This is a genomic window from Roseomonas sp. F4, from assembly GCF_053891155.1.
Genome location: NZ_JBSSHK010000005.1, coordinates 38060 through 56823, shown reverse-complemented (window position 1 = coordinate 56823; position 18764 = coordinate 38060). Strand labels below are relative to the sequence as shown.

Sequence of the window (18764 nt, the reverse complement as noted above, 5' to 3'; positions counted from 1 at the left end):
CTCACAGCAGGAAGATGATGGCGAGCACGACGAGGAAGGCGCCGCCGCCGATCCAGACCTGGGCCGGGAAGCCCATGAAGTCCTGGGTCAAAAGGCGCAGCGGCAGCGGCATCTGGGCCGGCGCCGGGTTCGGCCGCTGCACGGGGCCGCCGGGGGAGATGCCATCCGCGCCATGCTGGGTGATCGGCGCGGCGTCGCTGGTCTCGGCCAGATATTCGGTATCGGTGCCCGCGACCGCCACCGGCTCGGCCGGCTGCAGCTGCGCCGCGAAGCGGTCGAAGAACTGATCGGCCATGGACTTGGCCGTGCTGTCGATCAGCCGCGCGCCGAGCTGCGCCATCTTGCCGCCGACCTGCGCCTTCACATTGTACTTCAGCAGGGTGTCGGAGGGTCCAAGCTCCTCCAGCGCCACATCGGCACCGCCCTTGGCGAAGCCCATGGCGCCGCCCTGGCCCTCACCGGAAATGGTGTAGGAGGCCGGGGGCACGATATTGGACAGCAGCACCTTGCCGCCGAACTTGGCCGACATCGGGCCGAGCTTCATCGAGACCTTGGCCTGGAACTGGTCGTCGCCGATCCGCTCCACGCTTTCGCAGCCCGGAATCGCGGCCTGGAGCACCGCGGGGTCGTTCAACGCCTCCCACACCTTCTCGCGGGGGGCGCCGATGCGCCGTTCGCCGGTCATTTCCATGCAGGGGATCTCCGCTTTGTCAGGCCGGAAGGTAGGCCGGGCGCGCCCTGGCGGAAAGGGCAAGGCGTGGCAATCCTGCCGGAGCGGCCCGATTCGGCCCCGCCGGCCTTCCCCGCCGCACCAGATCGTGACGCCGGGGCGGGGAGGGATTAAGGGGTTGAGCCGGGGACGGACTTAACGGGGGTTCTGGATGACGGCGATGCGTGCGCTCGGCCTGGCCATGGCGGGCGGTTTGTTGCTGGCGCCGGCGGATGCGCTGGCAGCGGGGGTGCCCGGGGCGGAGCTTTCCCTGGCATGGGGCATTCCCTTCGTGGGCATCCTTCTGTCCATCGCGCTGATGCCGCTTTTCGCGGCGCATCTGTGGCACCACCATTACGGCAAGATCGCCGCGCTCTGGGCCGCCCTGTTCCTGCTGCCCTTTGCCGCCATCTTCGGCGCCGGCGCCGCCTGGTATCAGTTCGCCCATGTGATGGTGCTGGAATACGTGCCCTTCATCGCCCTGCTGACGGCGCTGTACACGGCGGGCGGTGGTGTGCTGCTGAAGGGCTCGCTGGTCGGCACGCCGACGGTGAACACCGCTTTGCTGGCCATCGGCACCATCCTGGCCAGCCTGATGGGCACCACGGGCGCGGCGATGCTGCTGATCCGGCCGGTGCTGCGGGCCAATGCCTTCCGCACCCGCAAGACCCATACCTTCGTCTTCTTCATCTTCCTGGTGGCCAATATCGGCGGCAGCCTGTCCCCGGTCGGTGATCCGCCGCTGTATCTCGGCTTCCTGCGCGGCGTGTCCTTCTTCTGGCCGACCACGCATCTGTTCGCCGAATTCGCCACCTGCGCGGTGATCCTGCTGGCCATCTACTGGGTGCTCGATACCCTGGCCTGGAACCGGGAGAAGCCGGTGGCCCCGGTGGTGGAAAAGCAGGCTGTCGGCGTCGAAGGCTGGCTGAATGTCTGGATGGTGGTCGCCATCGTCGGCGTCGTCATCGGCATGGGCTATGTGAAGCTCGGCAGCATGAACGTGCTCGGCCAGGCGATGGAGGTGGAGCGGGTGCTCGGCATCCTGCTGTTCCTTGCCATCACCGGGATTTCCGTGGCCTTCACCACGCGCGAATTGCGGGAGGCGAACGGCTTCGCCTGGGGCGCCATCCTGGAAGTCGCCAAGCTGTTCGCGGCCATCTTCATCTGCATGGCGCCCGTGCTGGCGATTTTGCAGGCCGGCAGCCAGGGCGCGGCGGCGGGGCTGGTGGCGCTGACCTCCGGCCCGGATGGGGCGCCGATCCCCTGGGTGTATTTCTGGATGTCCGGCCTGCTTTCGAGCTTCCTCGACAATGCGCCGACCTACATCGTCTTCTTCGAGCTGGCAGGCGGTGATCCGCTGTGGCTGATGGGGCAGGGCGCGCTGACGCTGGCGGCGATTTCCTGCGGCGCGGTGTTCATGGGGGCCAATTCCTATATCGGCAATGCGCCCAACTTCATGGTGAAGGCCATCGTCGAGGAGAACGGCATCCGCATGCCGTCCTTCTTCGCCTATTGCGGCTGGGCGCTGGTCTTCCTGGTGCCGCTGTTCGTGCTGATCACCTTCATCTTCTTCCGCCCCGTCTGATGGCGGAGGCGGCGCTCCCGGCCGAGCCTATCAGCCCAGGCTAGACCATGATCCGTCAACACGGATCATGGTCTAGCTTTCGCCGTGAGGGTGATTCACCGCTACGGCGATTCCGCCTTCGCGGATCACGCTCTAGCCGCCTCCGGACCACCCTGTTAGTCGTGACCCGCGCTGACTGGAGGAGCCCGCCATGCCCTATGTAATCGCCAACGACCTGCCTGACGCCCCCGCGGGGGTGCGTTTCCGCGCCCTGCTGGATCGGCCGCAGATCCTGCAGATGCCGGGCGCGCATCTCGGCATCGCCGCGCTGCTGGCGAAGAAGGCCGGCTTCGAATCGCTCTACATGTCCGGCGCCGCCATGTCTGCCACCATGGGCCTGCCCGACCTCGGCATGATCACGGTGGATGAGGTGGCCTTCTTCATCCGCCAGGTCGCCCGCGCCTCCGGCCTGCCGATCCTGGTGGATGGCGACACGGGCTATGGCGAGGCGCTGAACGTCATGCACATGGTGCGGGTGTTCGAGGAGGCCGGCGCCGGCGCCGTGCATCTGGAAGACCAGCTTCTGCCGAAGAAGTGCGGCCATCTGAACGACAAGAAGCTGGCCGATGCCCGCGACATGGCGGCCAAGGTCGCCGCCGCCCGCAAGGCCCGCAAGCATCTGTACATCATCGCCCGCACCGATGCGGTGGCGAGCGAGGGCATGGATGCCGCCGTGGCGCGGGCCAAGCTGTATCTTGAGGCCGGCGCCGACGCGATCTTCCCGGAAGCCCTCGTCACCCGCGACATGTTCGCCGAGTTTGCCCGCCGCATGCCGGGGGTGAAGCTGCTGGCCAACATGACCGAATTCGGCCGCACGCCCTTCTTCACCGCGAAGGAGTTCGAGGAGCTGGGCTATGCCATGGTGATCTGGCCGGTCAGCCATCTGCGCGTCGCCGCCAAGGCGATGGAGGACCTCTACGCCGCCATCAACCGCGACGGCGGCACGATGAAGATGCTGGACCGTATGCAGACCCGCGCCGAGCTCTACGCCACCATCGGCTACCATGAGTATGAGGCGCTGGATTCCAGCCTGGTCGCCACCGTGATCCCGGAAGGGATGCCGCAGGCGTAAAGGCTACACGCCGAACCAGGCCGGGATCTCGGCCATGCTGCCGAACAGGATATCCGGTTCGGCGGCCGCCAGCGCGGTGGGCAGGGCGTAGCCCCAGGCCACGGCGCCGGCGGTCAGGCCGGCGCTGCGCGCGGCGGCGATGTCGCGCAGCTCGTCCCCGATGGCGATGGCGCCGCGGGGGGTCTCACCGGCGCGGCGCAACACCTGGCGGAAGCGTCCAGCCTTGCCGAACAGGCTGGCATCGCAGGCCCAATGGGCGATCAGCGCCGCCGCTTCCGGCCCCAGGGCGCGGCGGGCATTGACCTCGGAATTGGAGGAGACCAGCGCCAGGGTCACCCCTGCCTCATGCAACTGGGCCAGCATCGCCGTGGCGCCCGGGAACAGCGGCGGGGGCGGCGCGGCGGTGGCCCAGGCCTTGATATGGGCGGCGATGCGCGGAAGTTTCCACAGCGGCACACCGAGGACCCGCAGGATGCTGCGGGCGTCCCGGTCGCGCAGCGCCTCCGCCTCGGCCTCCGTCACCCGATGGAAGCCGAAATGGCGCGCGGCCTGGTCCAGCGCCTCGAACATCACGGCGCGGCTGTCCGCAAGCGTACCGTCCAGGTCGAACAGGACCAGGCGGGGACGGGCCTGGCCGCCCAACGCGGCTGCGGCTGCCCCAACTTCGATCCGCCCGTCCACGCGTGATGCGCACCCTGTTGTGATTGCCGACCGGGGTTCCATGCCCATTCCCTCGGCCCCCCGCAATAGCTGGGCCGGGGGAAGGGCGGATCACGATCCGGCGGGGTGCGCGATCGGCCCCGCTCTCAGGCCGCGGCGGCGACCAGATCGCCGAAGCCGCGCTGGCCCTCGGTCAGGCCCCAGCCGCGCATCCACTCATAGACATAGGTGAAGCGCGCCTCATCCAGCGGGCGGGACGGGGCGTAGTGGACGAAGTGATCGGCCACCTCCTCCGGCTTCAGGCGGTCCTTCACCGGGGCGGCGATGTAGTGCTTGTAGCGGGCGAAATCCGCGGTGATCAGCCGCGCCGCCTCATCCACCGCGCGGGTATAGCCCTCCACAGCCGCCTGCGGCAGGTCGGGCGAGATCACCTGGGATCCACGATAGAAGATGGTGGCAATCAGATGCGCACCCTCCTTCAGCGCCAGGCTGAGGAAGGGCTCCATCAGCATCGCCGCGCGTACCTTGCCGTCCTTCAGCGCCGCGTAGCGCGCCTTGGGGGAGCCCAGATGCTCCAGCACGATCTCCGAACGCGCCAGCGGGCCTTCCAGCAATTGCAGCGCGGTGTAGTGCGATCCGGTCCGGTCGTTGATGGCCACCGCCACCCCGGCCAGGTCCCGCGGCTCCCGCAGCGCCGTGTCGAAGGTCACCAGCCCCTGGGCGGCGACGGCCGGGCGGAGGGAGGCGACGCGGGAGGTGCGGCTGCCGCGCTCCGACCGGTCGAGACCGGCCCATTCGCAGAGGTTGTAGGCGCTGGCACCGCCGGCCTCGAACAGGGCTTCCTTCTGGCGGGCGAAGGCATCCGCGTCGCTGAGGTCGGGGTCGTAGGTGGTGGCCAGCACCACCTCCACGCCGTTCTTGCGGAACAGGTCGTGTTCCAGGGCGACCAGGATCGGCAGGTCGAAGACCGGGCCATTGGGGGCGATGCGGATCACGGGAAGGGTTGCGTCGGACATAGGTCCTCCATTCATCGGTACTGGAGGATGGATATCACGGATTCACGTCTTGTAAACGCATGATACGTAAATTACGAATCCGCGCGTTTAAATCCGCGCGGGCCGATCGTGATTTCGGCCTGCCGCCTCCGCCCGGAGTTGGCCATGTCCCGATCTGCCTCCCGCCCCGTCGCCGCCGGCCTGCCGCGCCGCGCCCTGCTCGGCGCCTCCTTGCTGGGTGCTGCCAGCCTGGCCTGCCCGGCAAAGGCCGCGCCCGGATGGCCGAGCCAGCCGATCCGCATCGTCGCGCCATTCCCGGCCGGCGCCGTCAGCGACGGCATCACCCGCGCCATCGCCCAGTCGTTGCAGACCTCGCTCGAGGTGTCGGTCGTGGTGGAGAACCGGCCCGGTGTCGGCGGCGGCATCGGCGCGCAGCAGGTGATCGCGGCGCGGCCGGATGGCCATACGCTGCTGATCGCCAACAATGCGACGCTGTCCATGGTACCGCGCGTGTCCCAGCTCCGCTTCGATCCGCGGCGGGACCTGGCGGCGGTCGCCTTCCTGGGCGACGCCTATAATCTGCTGACCATCAACCGGAACCTGCCGGTGACGACGCTGGAGGAATTCGCGGCGCTGGCGCGGCAGCGGCCGGGGGACCTGGTCTATGCCTCACCGGGCGTCGGGTCCTATGGCCATATCGCCGGGGCGCTGCTGCAACAGCGGCTGGGCATCGACCTGCTGCACGCGCCCTTCGCGGGGATCGTGCCCGCGATCAACGCCGTGCTCGGCGACCAGGCGCATGCGGTGATGGGGCCGAATACGCTGAGCTTCGCGCAGAGCGGCCAGATGCGCCCGCTGATCGCCATCTCCGAAACCCGCTGGCCGGCGGTGGCGGAGGTGCCGACCCTGGCGGAGGCCGGGGTCAGCGACTGGCCGCTGTCCTTCTGGTACGCCTTCCTCGCCCCCGCCGGCACGCCGGACCCGGTGAGGGAACGTCTGAACGCCGCCATCGGGACGGCAATCGGCCAGCCCGCCGTCGCGACCCTGATCGACCGGCTCGGGCTGCGCGCCGGTCATAAATCATTGGCGGAGCTGACCGGGCTGGTGGCCCAGGATTGGCGGGCGGTGGGCGAAACGCTGGACGCCACCCGCATCCTGGGCTGAGGCAGGCTACTCCGCCGGCAGCACCGCGGCCGTGGGCGCCGGCGCGCGGCGCCGGGCCATGGCGCGGGCCACCACGTAGAAGACCGGCGTGAACAGCAGGCCGAACAGGGTCACGCCCAGCATGCCGTAGAACACCGCCACGCCGAGGCTCTGCCGCATCTCCGCCCCGGCCCCGGTCGCCACCGTCAGCGGCAGCACGCCGAGAATGAAGGCGAGCGAGGTCATCAGGATCGGCCGCAGCCGGGTCCGTGCCGCCGCCGCCGCCGCTTCCCAGCGGGTAGCGCCGGCGATTTCCGCCGCGCGGGCGAATTCCACGATCAGGATCGCGTTCTTCGCGGCCAGGCCCACCAGCACCACCAGCCCGACCTGCACCAGCACGTTGTTGTCGAGCCCGGCGAAGCCCACGCCCAGCAGCGCCGCCAGCACCGACATCGGCGCGATCAGCACCACCGCCAGCGGCAGCAGCCAGCTTTCATACATCGCCGCCAGCACCAGGAAGACGAAGACCACGGCCATGGCGAAGGCGATCGGCGCGGTGTTGCCGACGATCTTCTCCTGCAAGGCGAGCTCGGTCCATTCGTAGCTGAAGCCCTCGGGCAGGTTGCGCAGCACTTCCTCCATCGCCGCGATGGCCTGGCCGGTGGAAATGCCCGGCAGCGCCGCGCCCTGCACCTCCGCCGCCGGATACAGATTGTAGCGCGGCATGCGGTAGGGGCCGGAGGTTTCGTGGAAGGTGGCGATGGAACCCAGCGGCACCATCTGGCCGCTGTCGCTCCGGGTGCGGATGCGCGCCAGATCCTCCACATCCATCCGGTGCGCCATGTCGGCCTGCGCCGTCACGCGCCAGGTGCGGCCGAGCAGGTTGAAGTCGTTGACGAAGGCCGAGCCCATATAGATGCCCAGCGCCTCATGCACGCGGGAGATCGGCACGCCCAGCATCTCCGCCCGCGTGCGGTCGATATCGGCGCGGATCTGCGGGGTGGAGGTGTTGAACAGGCTGAAGGCGAAGGCGATTCCGGGCGCGCCATTGGCCTGGCCCAGCACCTGCCACACCGCCCGTTCCAGCGCCTGCGGGCCGAGGCCTGCGCGGTCCTGGATCATCAGCTTGAAGCCACCACCGGTGCCGATGCCCGGGACGGGCGGCGGCGGAATCACCAGCACCTGCGCATCCATGTCGCCCATCACCCGGGCCTGGAGATCGGCCAGGATGCCGTTGCCGGTCAGCCCCATCGCGGCGCGTTCCTCGAAGGACTTCATGGTGGCGAAGACCACGCCCGTATTGGGCGCATTGGTGAAGGTGGCACCATCAAAGCCCACGAAGGCGACCGCATCGGCGACGCCGGGGGTGGCCAGGATGGTATCCGAGGCCCGGCGCACGACCGCATCCGCGCGGCTGATGCTGGCGCCGGGGGGAAGCTGGAAGGCGGCGATGACGTAGCCGCGGTCCATCTGCGGAATGAGGCCCGTCGGCGTGCTCAGCACCGTGCTGCCGGTCCAGGCCAGCAGGCCGCCATAGATCAGCATCAGGATCACCGGCAGCCGCACCAGGCGGCGGGTGAGCGACCCGTAGCCGAAGGACATCCGGTCGAAGACCCAGTTGAAGCCGCGGAAGAACAGGCCGATCGGCTTGAACAGCCCACCACGCTGGGGCGCATGCCCATGCGGCTTCAGCAACCGCGCGGCCAGCGCCGGCGACAGGGTCAGGGAGACGATGGCGGAGATGATGGTCGCCACCGAGATCGTCGCTGCGAACTGCCGGTAGAAGTCGCCGGAGATGCCGGTGATGAAGGCGGTCGGCACGAAGACCGCGACCAGCACCAGGGCGATGGCGATCAGCGCGAAACCGACCTCGTCCATCGTCTTGCGGGCGGCCTCCAGCGGCGGCAGCCCGTCGGCCATGTGGCGCTCGGCATTCTCCACCACCACGATGGCGTCATCGACGACGATGCCGATGGCCAGGATCAGGCCGAACATCGTCAGCGTGTTCAGCGTGAAGCCCATGATGAGCAGCGCGCCGAAGGTGCCGATGATGGAGACCGGAATTGCCAGCAGCGGAATCAGCGCGGCGCGCCAGTTCTGCAGGAACAGGATGACGACCAGCACCACCAGCACGATCGCCTCGGCGAAGGTCACCAGCACCGCCTCCATGCTCTGCGCGATGAAGCCGGTGGTGTCGTAGACGATGCTGTAGCTGATGCCGGTCGGGAAGCTGCGGGCGGCTTCCTCCATCGTCGCGCGAATGGCATCCGCGGTCGCCAGGGCGTTGCTGCCGGGGCGCTGGAAGACGCCGATGGCGATGGCGTTCTGGTTGTTCAGCAGGGCGTTCATCGAATAGTCGGCGGCGCCGATCTCGGTCCGCGCCACGTCACGCAGACGGATCGGCGCGCCGCCGGTGCCGGTGCCGACCACCTGCTCATCGAACTGCTCGGGCGAGGTCAGGCGGCCCAGCGCCTGCACGCTGATCTCGAAGGCGCCTGCCTCCGCCGCGCGGGGCGCCTGGCCGATGGCGCCGGCCGCGACCTGCGCATTGGCCCGCCGCAGCGCCTCCACCACCTCGCCCGGCGCCAGGCCGCGCGCGGCGAGGCGATCCGGGTCGAGCCAGACGCGCATGGCATAGTCGCGCGCACCGAACATCTGCGCATCGCCGACGCCATCGAGCCGCGCCAGGCGGTCCTTGATGGTCAGCGTGGCGTAGTTGGAGACGTAGTCCGGGCTGCGGCTGCCATCCGGGGAGGTGAGGTGCACGACCATCAGCAGGTCGGGCGAGGCCTTCCGCACGGTGATGCCAAGGCGGCGGACCTCCTCGGGCAGTCGCGGCTCGGCGACGGCGACGCGGTTCTGCACCAGCACCTGGGCCTGGTCGATATTGGTGCCCTGGCGGAAGACCACGCTGATCGCGACCCGGCCATCGCCGGTGGATTGCGAGGAGAGGTAGAGCATGCCGTCGACGCCGTTGATCTCCTGTTCCATCGGCCCGGCGACGGTCTGCGCGACCGTCTCGGCGGAGGCGCCGGGATAGGTCGCGGTGACCTGCACCGTGGGCGGCGCGATCTCAGGATATTCAGCGATCGGCAGGCGCAGCGCCGCGATGGCGCCGACCAGCGTGATGGCGATGGACAGGACCGCGGCGAAGACCGGGCGGTCGATGAAGAAGCGGGCGAGGCGCACGGCTCGGATTCCTCAGGCGCGATACGGCCGGCGGGGTTCACCCGGGGGTCGAAGGCGTCGCAAGATCGGGGGCGGGACCGGCCCCCGGCGGTTCAGATTTGTCACGCCGAAGGCGTGCCTTCGCGGCCTATCGGGGCCGTCGGCATCATTGGGCTGAGGCGAGCGGGCTGGGCCCGATGCGGCCTTGTTCGGCGGTCACATGGGTCCCGGGGCGAGCCCTGTGCAGGCCGCCGATGATCACCCGGTCCTCCGGCCCCAGCCCACTGCGGACCACGCGCAGCCCATCGACCAGCGGGCCGAGCTGCACCTGGCGGGGCGCCACCGTGCCTTCCGCCGTCACGGTCAGCACCATGCGGCCGGATTGGTCCGCCAGCACCGCCGCATCCGGCACCATCAGCGCCTGGCCGTCACCGGCGAAAAGCCGCAGCCGGGCGAAGCCGCCGGGGGTCAGCAGCAGGTTCGGGTTGGACACCACGGCGCGGCCGCGGATGGTGCCGCTGCGCGCGTCGAAGCCGCTATCGACGAAGTCGAGCTGCCCCTCATGCGTGTAGGTGGTCTCGTCCAGCAGCCGCAGCTGCACCGGCGTGCCGGTCTGCTGCCCATTCGGCCGCATGCCGCCCATGGCGGCGCGAGCATAGCGCAGATACTGCGCCTCGCTGGCGTCGAAGGTGACATAGACGGGGTCGAGCGTGAGCAGCGTGGTCAGCAAGGTCTCGCCCTGCTGCACCAGATTGCCAGCATCAACGCGGCGGTCGCTGACGCGGCCAGGGCGCGGGGCGCGGATTTCGGTGAATTCCAGATCCAGCTCCGCCTGGCGCAGCGCCGCGCGGGCGGCGGCGAGGCCGGCCTGGGCTTCGCGCAGGGAGGAGCGGCGCGTGTCCAGTTCCGATTCCGGGGCGATGCGCTGAGCCGCCAGCGGCGCGTAGCGCTGCAACTGCTGCTGGGCGAGCGTCAGCCGCGCCTCGGTGCGGGCCAGCTCCGCCTGGGCGGTGTCGACCGCGATCTGGAAGGGGCGCTGGTCGAGCGTGAACAGCAGATCCCGGGTGCGCACCGCGGCGCCATCGCGGAAATGCACCTGCGCCACTTGGCCAGAGACGCGCGGCCGCAGCTCCACCCTGGCGGAGGCCTCGATGCGGGCGGTGTGCTCGTCCCATTGCGCGACGGGGCGGGTGAGGGGGGTGGCAACGGTGACGGAAGGTGCCGCCGGCGGGGCCTGGGCGGCAGCGGGCTGCACCAGGGCGGTGGAGGCCATCAAGGCCAGGCCGGCGGCGGTGGAAGGACGAAGGGTGCGGGCGAGCCACGAAAACCAGGGGCTTTCGGGGATATTCTGGCCCTGCGCCGCGGCGGAGGACTTGCGCGGATGGGGTGACATGGCCAATCTCCAGGGCCGGATGATACCGACCGGTTCGTCACATAGTGTATGTGACCGGTCAGTAACATCAAGGGGCGATTTTGCGCCGCAGCACAAATCACCGCCGCGGCGGGAGAAGGACACCAGCATGGGCGATGTTACGGTCCCCCAGCCGGGGGGCACAAAACCCAAGGCCGCCGAGCGCATCCAGAGCGCCGCCAAGGACCTGTTCTACCGCCAGGGCATCCGCGCCACTGGCATCGAGGAGGTGTGCCGCGCCGCGGATGCCACCAAGATGAGCCTGTATCGCAGCTTCCCCAGCAAGGATGCGCTGGTGGCCGCCGTGCTATCGGAGGATGCGGCGACCTACGACGCCTGGTTCGCGGAGGTCACGGCGGGGGCGGAGACGCCGGCTGCCAAGCTGCGGGCGATGGTGGAGGCGGCCGCCGCCAAGGTGGCGCTGGGGGCCGAACGCGGCTGCCCCATGCTGCTGGCCCAGGCCGAATTCCCCGACCCCGACCACCCCACGCATCGCCTTGTGGCGCAGTGCAAGGCGCAGATGCGCGCCGGAATGGTGGAGCTGGCCCGTGCGGCCGGCGCCGAGCCGCCGGAACTGCTGGCCGATACGCTGGCGCTGCTGTTCGACGGCGCCTGGGCATCGTCTTCCTATCTGGGGTCGGAACGCGCGGCGAAGGTGCTGCGCCAGGGCGCAACCTCGCTTCTGGATGCGGCGCTGCCACCCGCATGAGTCGCGCGACGCCTGCCGACGAGGTCGGGATCATGCAGCTGGGGGAGAGAGTAATGGCTCCGGCGGTTGGATTCGAACCAACGACCAACGGATTAACAGTCCGCTGCGCTACCGCTGCGCCACGCCGGATCAGCCAGTGGCCGGGCTATAGCAAGCACCCCGGCCTCGGTAAACCCGCCCCGCGACGATTGTCGGTAGGGGCGGGGAAGGAAAGGCCGCGGCCGGAATCGAACCGGCATATACGGATTTGCAGTCCGCTGCATCACCACTCTGCCACGCGGCCAAGCATGGTGCCCCTGACATGCGAAACCGCGCATGACGAAGCGGCGCCTCTATCCGGCAGGGCGCGGCTTCGGTCAAGCGCGGTTAAGCGTTTGGGGCGCATGCTGCGACGCGGAAGTGCTGCTTGGCCGGCGGGCGGGCGGCTCGTATAAGCGCGGACATGGACAAGGCGGCGGTGATGGACCTGGATCGCGCGGCGATGATTTTTCCCTCCGATTCCAACATGGCGGCGGCGCGCCGCTTCATGGTGGATGGCCAGTTGCGGCCGAACAAAGTCACCGACCCGGCGCTGCTGGCCGCCATGGGCGACCTGCCGCGGGAGGCTTTCCTGCCGCCCGCGCTGGCGCCTCGGGCCTATGCCGATGAGGATGTGCGCCTGCCCGGTGGCCGCGCGCTGATGGAGCCGATGGCCGTCGCCCGGCTGCTGCAATTGCTGCGGCTGCGGGAAGGCGACCGGATGCTCGTGCTGGGCGCCGGCACCGGTTACACCGCCGCCGTCGCGGCGCGCTGCGGCGCGCGCGTGGTCGCGGTCGAATCGGACCCGGCCCTCGCCGCGATCGCGGAGGCGGCCTTCGCCGCCCTGCTGCCCGCCGGGTCAGTGACCTTGCTGCGCCACGATCCGCTGGCCGGTCACCCGACCGGTGCCCCCTATGACGCCATCCTGATCGAGGGCGAAATTCCCGCGGTGCCGGAGCGGATCGCGGCCCAGCTCGCCGAGGGCGGCCGGCTGGCCACCGTGCTGGCCGGTGCGAATCGTGGCCTGTCCCCCCGCGCCGTGCTCGGGCTGCACTCCGGCGGCAGCTTCAGCGTGACGGATGCCTTTGATTGCGCCACGCTGCCGCTGCCGCAGTTCCAGCCAGCGCCGGGCTTCGTATTCTAAGTCGTCTTGCCATGCGGCCGGTCATCCGGCCGCCCCGCCTTGCCTTGCGGGCCGTAGGAGTCGCCAAACGATGATGTTCGACCGTTCGACCCTGGCGCTCGCCACGCTTCTGATGGCGCCGCCCGCCTTGATCGCCCCGGCCGCGGCCCAGACGCTGCAGGAATCGCTCGCCCTGGCCTATGCCAACAACCCGACCTTGCAGGCCGCCCGCGCCCAGCTGCGCGCAGTGGACGAGAATGTGCCGCAGGCCTTGGCCGGCTGGCGCCCCACGGTGCAGGTGGCCGGCAGCGTCGGCACCGCCCAGGGCCGCAGCACCAGCACCGCCACCGGCAGCCGGGTCGGGCTCGACCGCGACACGGCCTCGATCCAGGGCAGCGTCAGCCAGCCGCTCTATCGCGGCGGCCGCACCACCGCCTCCACCCGCCGGGCGGAAAACCAGGTGCTGGCGCAGCGCGCGCGCCTGCTGGCGACCGAACAGCAGGTGCTGTCCGACACGGTGAACGCCTATGTCGCCGTGATCCGGGACCAGGAGGAGGTGCGCCTCAACATCAACAACGAGCAGGTGCTGACGCGCCAGCTCCAGGCCACCAATGAGCGCTTCCGGGTGGGCGAGATCACCCGCACGGACGTCGCCCAGGCGGAAAGCCGGCTGGCCGGTACCCGCGCCTCCCGCGCCGATGCGGAAGGCCGGCTGCAGCAGTCCCGCGCCACTTTCGCGCGCCTCGTCGGCCAGGCGCCGCAGCGCCTGGTCGCGCCGCAGCCTTTGCGGGTGCCGCTGGCGAATGCGGCAGAGGCCGGCACGCTGGCCGGGCAGAACAACCCGAATGTCGTGGCCGCCTTGTTCGATGAGGCCGCGGCGCGCGATCTGGTGGATGTGAACTTCTCCTCCCTGCTGCCGCAGGTCAGCCTGAACGGCTCCACCTTCCGCAACGACAACAGCACGGCGCCGGATACCCGCGCCACCGGCAGCCAGGTGACGGCCAACCTGACCGTGCCGCTGTATCAGGGCGGCTCGGAATATTCCCAGGTGCGCCAGGCGCGGCAATCCGCGCAGCAGGCGCGGCAGATCGTGAGCGACCAGCGCCGCGCTGCCAGCCAGCAGGCGACCTCGGCCTGGGAAACGCTGACCTCCGCGCGCGCCCAGGTGGAAAGCGTGCGCGCCCAGATCCGCGCCGCCGAAATCGCGCTGGACGGCGTGCAGCGGGAGGCCATCGTCGGCAGCCGCACCACGCTCGACGTGCTGAACGCCGAGCAGGAATTGCTGAATGCCCGCGTCAGCCTGGTGCGGGCGCTGGCCAATGTCATCACCGCCTCGCACAGCCTGGCGGCCTCGGTCGGCCGGTTGACTGCGCGGGATCTCAACCTGCCGGTGCAGATCTATGACATGGAGGCCTACTACCGTGAGGTCCGGAACCGCTGGGTCGGCTTCGGCGACTACGCCGAACAGGGGCGCTGAGGCATGAGCGGCGGCGGTCCGAACGGGCGTCCGGGTGGTGGTGCCTCCGACCCCGCCATGGATGACATCCTGGCTTCCATCCGCCGCATCCTGAACGAGGATGAGGCGCAGGAAGGCCAGGCCGCGGCCGGCGCGGAGCCGGAGCCGCTGGATTTGACCGAGGCGATGCTGGTCGCCGCCCCGCCGGCGCCACCCGAACCGCCGGTGGTCGCGGAGGAGCCCGAGCCGGAGCCTGAGGCCGAGCCGGAAGAGATCGCGGCCCCGATCATCTCCGCACCCGTTGCGGTGCCGCCGATGGTGGAAGTGCCGCCACCGCGGGCACCGACGCCGATGCCCGTGCAGCCGGCACCCGCCCTCGACTCTTTGGTCGCTCCGGCGGTCGCTGCCGCCACCACGGCAACCCTCGCCTCCCTGCTGCGCAGCGTGGCGCAGGAGCGCAACGCCCCGGTGCATCGTGGCGGCCCGTCGATCGAGGATGTGGTGCGGGAGGAGCTTCGGCCGCTGCTGAAGGCCTGGCTCGACCAGCATCTGCCGCCTTTGGTTGAGCGGCTGGTCAGCGTCGAGATTGAGCGCGTCATAGGACGCGCCGCGCCTTAAAAGTCGCGGCGGGGCAGAGCCCCGCTCGCTGCTCAGTCCGGCTTGATCTGGTTGTCCCGGATCACCGCCGCCCAGGTCTCCATCTGGCGGTCCAGGAAGGTCCCGAATTCCTCCGGCGTGGAGCCCACGATCTCCACACCCATCGGGCTCGCCAGCCGCGCGCGGACTTCCGGCACTTCCAGCGCCTTGGCGAGCGCCGCATGGAAGCGGCGCTGAATCGGTTCCGGCGTGCCGGCCCGGCCGAGAATCGCCCACCAGGCCTTGGCATCGATCCCCGGCACGCCGGATTCGGATACGGTCGGCAGGTCCGGGAACAGGGCGGAGCGCTGGCCGCCGGTCTGCGCCAGCGGGCGCAGGGTCTGTCCGACCTGGCCGCCGAGGCCGGCATTGCTGGCCATTGGCAGGTCGAGTTCGCCGGCCGCCGCCGCGGCGCTCATGGGCCCGCCCCCGCGATAGGGCACATGCACCATCTTGAAGTCGCCGCGCTGCTGCATCAGCGACATTGTCAGGTGCGACAGGCTGCCGACGCCGATGCTGCCATAGGTGATGGTATCGGGTGCCGCCTTGGCCGCAGCGATCACCTCCTCCAGCCGCCGCCAGGGGCGGGAATTATGGGTGGTGATCAGCATCGGCGCCGTGCCGATCAGCATGATGGGCACCAGGTCGCGCTTCGGGTCGAAGCCGAGATTGCTGATGAAGGACGGGTTGACCGCATGGCTGTCGAACACCGTCACCCATGTATTGCCATCCGCTGGCGCCCGGGCGGCGGTGGCGGTGCCGAGGGCGCCGGAGGCGCCGGGGCGGTTCTCGATCACCACCGGCACGCCGAGTTCCGCCGTCAGGCGCGGCTGCAGCAGGCGGGTCACGGTGTCCACGCTGCCGCCGGGCGGGAAGGGGACAACGATGCGGATCGGGCCATTCGGCCAGGGCGCCTGCGCCAGGGCCGGCGCGGTGAGGGAGGTGGCGGCGAGCCCCGCCAGCAGCGGACGGCGACCAATTCTGAGCATCTTGATGTTCCCAACCCGATCTGGCCCGTATGAACCGCAGGCCTGCCGACGTCCAGCCGCCCCTTGACGGAAGCCGGCCGGCGGGGAAGGGATGCCGCATGCTCGACAAGACCTTCGACCACGCCGCCATCGAACCCCGCCTCTATCAGGGCTGGGAGGATTCAGGCGCCTTTGCCGCTCATCCCGAGAGTGCGGCCAAGCCCTTCACCATCATGATCCCGCCGCCCAATGTCACGGGCAGCCTGCATATCGGCCACGCGCTGACCATGACGGTGCAGGACATCCTGACCCGTTTCCGGCGGATGCAGGGCCGCGACGCGCTGTGGCAGCCGGGCACGGACCATGCCGGCATCGCGACGCAGATGGTGGTGGAGCGGCTGCTCGCCTCTCAGGGGCTGAAGCGCCGCGAGATGGGGCGCGAGGCCTTTCTCGCCAATGTCTGGGAATGGAAGCGGGAATCGGGTGGCACCATCACCCGCCAGCTCCGGCGTCTCGGTGCCAGCCTGGACTGGCCGCGTGAGCGCTTCACCATGGATGAGGGCCTGTCCGAGGCCGTCCGCGAAGTCTTCGTGACGCTGCACAGCCAGGGGCTGCTGTATCGCGACAAGCGGCTGGTGAACTGGGACCCGGTGTTCCAGACCGCGATCTCCGACCTTGAGGTCGAGAGCCGGGAGGTGAAGGGCAGCATCTGGCATCTGCGCTACCCGGTGGAGGGTGAGCCGGGCCGCTTCGTGACAGTGGCGACCACCCGGCCGGAGACCATGCTGGGCGACACGGCGGTGGCCGTGCATCCGGAGGATGCGCGCTACGCCGATCTGGTCGGCAAGCACTTGGTGCTGCCGCTGACCGGCCGGCGCATTCCCATCGTGGCGGATGCCTATTCGGACCCCGAGAAAGGCACCGGCGCGGTGAAGATCACCCCGGCGCATGATTTCAATGACTTCGAGGTCGGGCGCCGGCATGGCTTGGCCAGCCCCTCCGTACTCGATGCCGATGCCAAGGTGACGCTGTCCGAGATTCCCGGCCCCTGGGCGGAGGACGCCTTCGTCCGCAGCCTGGAAGGCCAGGACCGCTTCGCCGCCCGCAAGGCGATCGTGGCGAAGCTGGAGGAGATGGAGCTGCTGGCGGCGGTGGAGCCTCATGTGAACCAGGTGCCGCATGGCGACCGCTCCGGCGTGCCGATCGAGCCGCGGCTGACCATGCAGTGGTATGTGGACGCCAAGACCCTGGCGCAGCCGGCCATCAAGGCGGTGGAGACCGGCCAGACCGTCTTCGTGCCAAGGCAGTGGGAAAACACCTTCTTCGCCTGGATGCGCGACATCCAGCCCTGGTGCGTCAGCCGGCAATTGTGGTGGGGCCACCAGATCCCGGCCTGGTATGCGCCGGATGGCGAGGTCTTTGTTGCCAAGACCGAGGAGGAGGCCCGCGCCGCGGCGAAGGCGAAGTTTGGCCGGGATGTGGAGTTGGTGCGCGATCCGGACGTGCTGGACACCTGGTTCAGCTCCGCGCTCTGGCCCTTCAGCACCCTCGGCTGGCCGAACCAGACGCCCGAACTGTCGAAATACTACCCCGGCGACGTGCTGGTGACCGGCTTCGACATCATCTTCTTCTGGGTCGCCCGGATGATGATGATGGGCCTGCACTTCATGGACGGGAAGGTGCCCTTCGAGAAGGTCTACATCCATGGCCTCGTCCGTGACGAGAAGGGCCAGAAGATGTCGAAGTCCAAGGGCAACGTCATGGACCCCCTGGAGCTGATCGAGGCCTATGGGACGGACGCGCTGCGCTTCACCATTGCCTCGCTGACCGGGCCGGGCCGGGACGTGAAGCTCGGCCGCAAGCGGGTCGAGGATTTCCGGTCGTTTGGCACCAAGATCTGGAATGCGGCCCGCTTCCTGGAGATGAACGGGATCAAGGCCGATCCCGCCTTCGATCCGGCCAGCGCGAAAACGCCGCTGGCGCGGTGGATTCTGGACGGATGCAATCGCGCGGTGGCTGAGGCGACGGCGGCGCTCGAGGCCTTCCGCTTCGACGAATATGCCGGCGCCGCCTACCGCTTCGTCTGGGGCAGCTTCTGCGACTGGTTTCTGGAATTCGCCAAGCCGGTGCTGAACGGGCCGGATGGCCCCGCGAAGGATGAGGTGAAGGGCGCCGCGCAGCATGTCTTCGGCACCATCCTGAAGCTGCTGCACCCGGCCATGCCCTTCATGACCGAGGCCCTGCACGCCGAATTCGGCTATGGCGCCGAATGCACGCTGATCCGCGCCGCCTGGCCCGGCGCCGTGCCGGTGGCCGACGCCGAGGCGGCGCGGGAGGAACTGGACTGGCTCGTCGGGCTGATCGGCGAGGTGCGCGGCGTGCGGTCGGAGATGAACGTGCCGCCCTCCATCACCGTGCCGCTGCTGCTCTCCGGCGCCTCCGGCACCACGCTGGCGCGCGCCGAGGCCTGGATCGAGGTGATCCGCCGCATGGCCCGCGCCACCGAGGTGCGGCCGCTGGAAGGTGCCGTGCCCAAGGGCGTGGCGCAGGTGGTGGTAGGGGAGGCGACGGTGATGCTGCCGCTGGCGGATGTCATCGACCTCTCGGCCGAACGCGCCCGCCTCGGCCAGGCCCGCGCCAAGGCCGAAGCCGAGGCGGCGAAGGTCACGGCCAAGCTCGGCAATGCCGATTTCGTGGCCCGTGCGAAGGAGGAGGTGGTGGAGGAGAACCGCGAACGCCTCGCCGCCTTCCAGGCCGAGATGGCGCGGCTGGACGCGGCGCTGGCGCGGATCGCCGGCTGAGCATGCTGGAACCCGGCACGCTGAAGCTGCTGGCCGCGATCGTGGTCTTCTCGATTCCGGTCTGGCTTTTCGCGGCGGTGCTGCCGGGGCGGGATCTGGCCGGGCTGCGGCTGAACCGGTCCCAGGCGCAGGGGCTGGGGGCCGTGGTGGGCCTGGCACTGGGCGTGGGGTTGCTGGTGGCGCTGGGCTGACTTCAGGCCCAGGCGGATCGAGGGCGCGCACATCGAGTGATGCCCCCTGGCCCCGCCACGCGTCCTGTGGCACGCCATCC

At 69.7% G+C, this 18764-nt stretch carries 15 protein-coding genes and 2 tRNA genes; 9 read left to right on the top strand and 8 right to left on the bottom strand.

All coding sequences use genetic code 11. The features are described from left to right. Nucleotide 1 precedes the first annotated feature (1 nt). On the bottom strand, nucleotides 2-691 hold the full coding sequence (locus ACVFYP_RS19980) for an SRPBCC family protein (RefSeq protein ID WP_499201977.1): 690 nt from the start codon (nucleotides 689-691) through the stop codon (nucleotides 2-4). 190 nt (nucleotides 692-881) lie between these two features. On the opposite strand from ACVFYP_RS19980, the gene ACVFYP_RS19975 reads away from it, so the two are divergent. Beyond that, nucleotides 882-2294 (top strand): sodium:proton antiporter, encoded by a 1413-nt coding sequence (locus ACVFYP_RS19975; RefSeq protein WP_499201976.1) that lies wholly within the window; start codon nucleotides 882-884, stop codon nucleotides 2292-2294. 190 nt (nucleotides 2295-2484) lie between these two features. Next, entirely contained in the window at nucleotides 2485-3405 is a 921-nt protein-coding gene (gene prpB, locus ACVFYP_RS19970) for a methylisocitrate lyase (protein ID WP_499201975.1), read from the top strand. 3 nt (nucleotides 3406-3408) lie between these two features. Here the strand turns inward: prpB and ACVFYP_RS19965 are convergent, their stop codons facing one another. Both ACVFYP_RS19965 and ACVFYP_RS19960 read right to left on the bottom strand, forming a co-directional pair. Further along, entirely contained in the window at nucleotides 3409-4086 is a 678-nt protein-coding gene (locus ACVFYP_RS19965) for an HAD hydrolase-like protein (RefSeq protein ID WP_499201974.1), read from the bottom strand. 125 nt (nucleotides 4087-4211) lie between these two features. Further along, entirely contained in the window at nucleotides 4212-5081 is an 870-nt protein-coding gene (locus ACVFYP_RS19960; protein ID WP_499201973.1) for an ABC transporter substrate-binding protein, read from the bottom strand. Between the two features lie 144 nt (nucleotides 5082-5225). Here ACVFYP_RS19960 and ACVFYP_RS19955 point away from each other — a divergent pair, with 144 nt between their 5' ends. After that, nucleotides 5226-6224 (top strand): Bug family tripartite tricarboxylate transporter substrate binding protein, encoded by a 999-nt coding sequence (locus ACVFYP_RS19955; RefSeq protein ID WP_499201972.1) that lies wholly within the window; start codon nucleotides 5226-5228, stop codon nucleotides 6222-6224. Nucleotides 6225-6230: 6 nt separating this feature from the next. On the opposite strand, the gene ACVFYP_RS19950 is transcribed toward ACVFYP_RS19955, so the two are convergent. Next, a complete protein-coding gene (locus ACVFYP_RS19950; RefSeq protein WP_499201971.1) occupies nucleotides 6231-9392 on the bottom strand; it encodes an efflux RND transporter permease subunit in 3162 nt (1053 codons plus the stop codon). A gap of 145 nt (nucleotides 9393-9537) precedes the next feature. Beyond that, nucleotides 9538-10764, bottom strand: coding sequence for an efflux RND transporter periplasmic adaptor subunit (locus tag ACVFYP_RS19945; protein ID WP_499201970.1), 1227 nt, complete (start codon nucleotides 10762-10764; stop codon nucleotides 9538-9540). A 127-nt stretch (nucleotides 10765-10891) separates the two neighbouring features. Between ACVFYP_RS19945 and ACVFYP_RS19940 the strand changes: the two genes are divergently transcribed. Beyond that, on the top strand, nucleotides 10892-11491 hold the full coding sequence (locus ACVFYP_RS19940) for a TetR/AcrR family transcriptional regulator (protein ID WP_499201969.1): 600 nt from the start codon (nucleotides 10892-10894) through the stop codon (nucleotides 11489-11491). Nucleotides 11492-11545: 54 nt separating this feature from the next. On the opposite strand, the gene ACVFYP_RS19935 is transcribed toward ACVFYP_RS19940, so the two are convergent. Both ACVFYP_RS19935 and ACVFYP_RS19930 read right to left on the bottom strand, forming a co-directional pair. Continuing rightward, a tRNA-Asn gene (locus ACVFYP_RS19935) sits at nucleotides 11546-11620 on the bottom strand. Nucleotides 11621-11703: 83 nt separating this feature from the next. Beyond that, nucleotides 11704-11774, bottom strand: a tRNA-Cys gene (locus tag ACVFYP_RS19930). Between the two features lie 177 nt (nucleotides 11775-11951). Between ACVFYP_RS19930 and ACVFYP_RS19925 the strand changes: the two genes are divergently transcribed. The 3 genes from ACVFYP_RS19925 (at nucleotide 11952) to ACVFYP_RS19915 (ending at nucleotide 14706) form a co-directional block, all read left to right on the top strand. After that, a complete protein-coding gene (locus ACVFYP_RS19925; RefSeq protein WP_499201968.1) occupies nucleotides 11952-12653 on the top strand; it encodes a protein-L-isoaspartate O-methyltransferase family protein in 702 nt (233 codons plus the stop codon). Nucleotides 12654-12723: 70 nt separating this feature from the next. After that, nucleotides 12724-14109 (top strand): TolC family outer membrane protein, encoded by a 1386-nt coding sequence (locus ACVFYP_RS19920; protein WP_499201967.1) that lies wholly within the window; start codon nucleotides 12724-12726, stop codon nucleotides 14107-14109. 3 nt (nucleotides 14110-14112) lie between these two features. Further along, complete coding sequence (locus ACVFYP_RS19915) at nucleotides 14113-14706, top strand: DUF2497 domain-containing protein (RefSeq protein WP_499201966.1); 594 nt, start codon at nucleotides 14113-14115, stop codon at nucleotides 14704-14706. A gap of 32 nt (nucleotides 14707-14738) precedes the next feature. On the opposite strand, the gene ACVFYP_RS19910 is transcribed toward ACVFYP_RS19915, so the two are convergent. After that, complete coding sequence (locus ACVFYP_RS19910; protein WP_499201965.1) at nucleotides 14739-15713, bottom strand: Bug family tripartite tricarboxylate transporter substrate binding protein; 975 nt, start codon at nucleotides 15711-15713, stop codon at nucleotides 14739-14741. A 98-nt stretch (nucleotides 15714-15811) separates the two neighbouring features. Between ACVFYP_RS19910 and ACVFYP_RS19905 the strand changes: the two genes are divergently transcribed. Next, nucleotides 15812-18493, top strand: coding sequence for a valine--tRNA ligase (locus ACVFYP_RS19905; protein ID WP_499201964.1), 2682 nt, complete (start codon nucleotides 15812-15814; stop codon nucleotides 18491-18493). A gap of 2 nt (nucleotides 18494-18495) precedes the next feature. After that, nucleotides 18496-18684, top strand: coding sequence for a hypothetical protein (locus tag ACVFYP_RS19900; protein WP_499201963.1), 189 nt, complete (start codon nucleotides 18496-18498; stop codon nucleotides 18682-18684). Nucleotides 18685-18764 lie beyond the last annotated feature (80 nt).

Bases quoted from the DNA above. Each gene is read 5' to 3' on its own strand.
- ACVFYP_RS19980 (WP_499201977.1), bottom strand. From the start codon at position 691: ATGGAAATGACCGGCGAACGGCGCATCGGCGCCCCCCGCGAGAAGGTG.
- ACVFYP_RS19975 (WP_499201976.1), top strand. From the start codon at position 882: ATGACGGCGATGCGTGCGCTCGGCCTGGCCATGGCGGGCGGTTTGTTG.
- prpB (WP_499201975.1), top strand. From the start codon at position 2,485: ATGCCCTATGTAATCGCCAACGACCTGCCTGACGCCCCCGCGGGGGTG.
- ACVFYP_RS19960 (WP_499201973.1), bottom strand. From the start codon at position 5,081: ATGTCCGACGCAACCCTTCCCGTGATCCGCATCGCCCCCAATGGCCCG.
- ACVFYP_RS19955 (WP_499201972.1), top strand. From the start codon at position 5,226: ATGTCCCGATCTGCCTCCCGCCCCGTCGCCGCCGGCCTGCCGCGCCGC.
- ACVFYP_RS19945 (WP_499201970.1), bottom strand. From the start codon at position 10,764: ATGTCACCCCATCCGCGCAAGTCCTCCGCCGCGGCGCAGGGCCAGAAT.
- ACVFYP_RS19940 (WP_499201969.1), top strand. From the start codon at position 10,892: ATGGGCGATGTTACGGTCCCCCAGCCGGGGGGCACAAAACCCAAGGCC.
- ACVFYP_RS19925 (WP_499201968.1), top strand. From the start codon at position 11,952: ATGGACCTGGATCGCGCGGCGATGATTTTTCCCTCCGATTCCAACATG.
- ACVFYP_RS19920 (WP_499201967.1), top strand. From the start codon at position 12,724: ATGATGTTCGACCGTTCGACCCTGGCGCTCGCCACGCTTCTGATGGCG.
- ACVFYP_RS19915 (WP_499201966.1), top strand. From the start codon at position 14,113: ATGAGCGGCGGCGGTCCGAACGGGCGTCCGGGTGGTGGTGCCTCCGAC.
- ACVFYP_RS19910 (WP_499201965.1), bottom strand. From the start codon at position 15,713: ATGCTCAGAATTGGTCGCCGTCCGCTGCTGGCGGGGCTCGCCGCCACC.
- ACVFYP_RS19905 (WP_499201964.1), top strand. From the start codon at position 15,812: ATGCTCGACAAGACCTTCGACCACGCCGCCATCGAACCCCGCCTCTAT.
- ACVFYP_RS19900 (WP_499201963.1), top strand. From the start codon at position 18,496: ATGCTGGAACCCGGCACGCTGAAGCTGCTGGCCGCGATCGTGGTCTTC.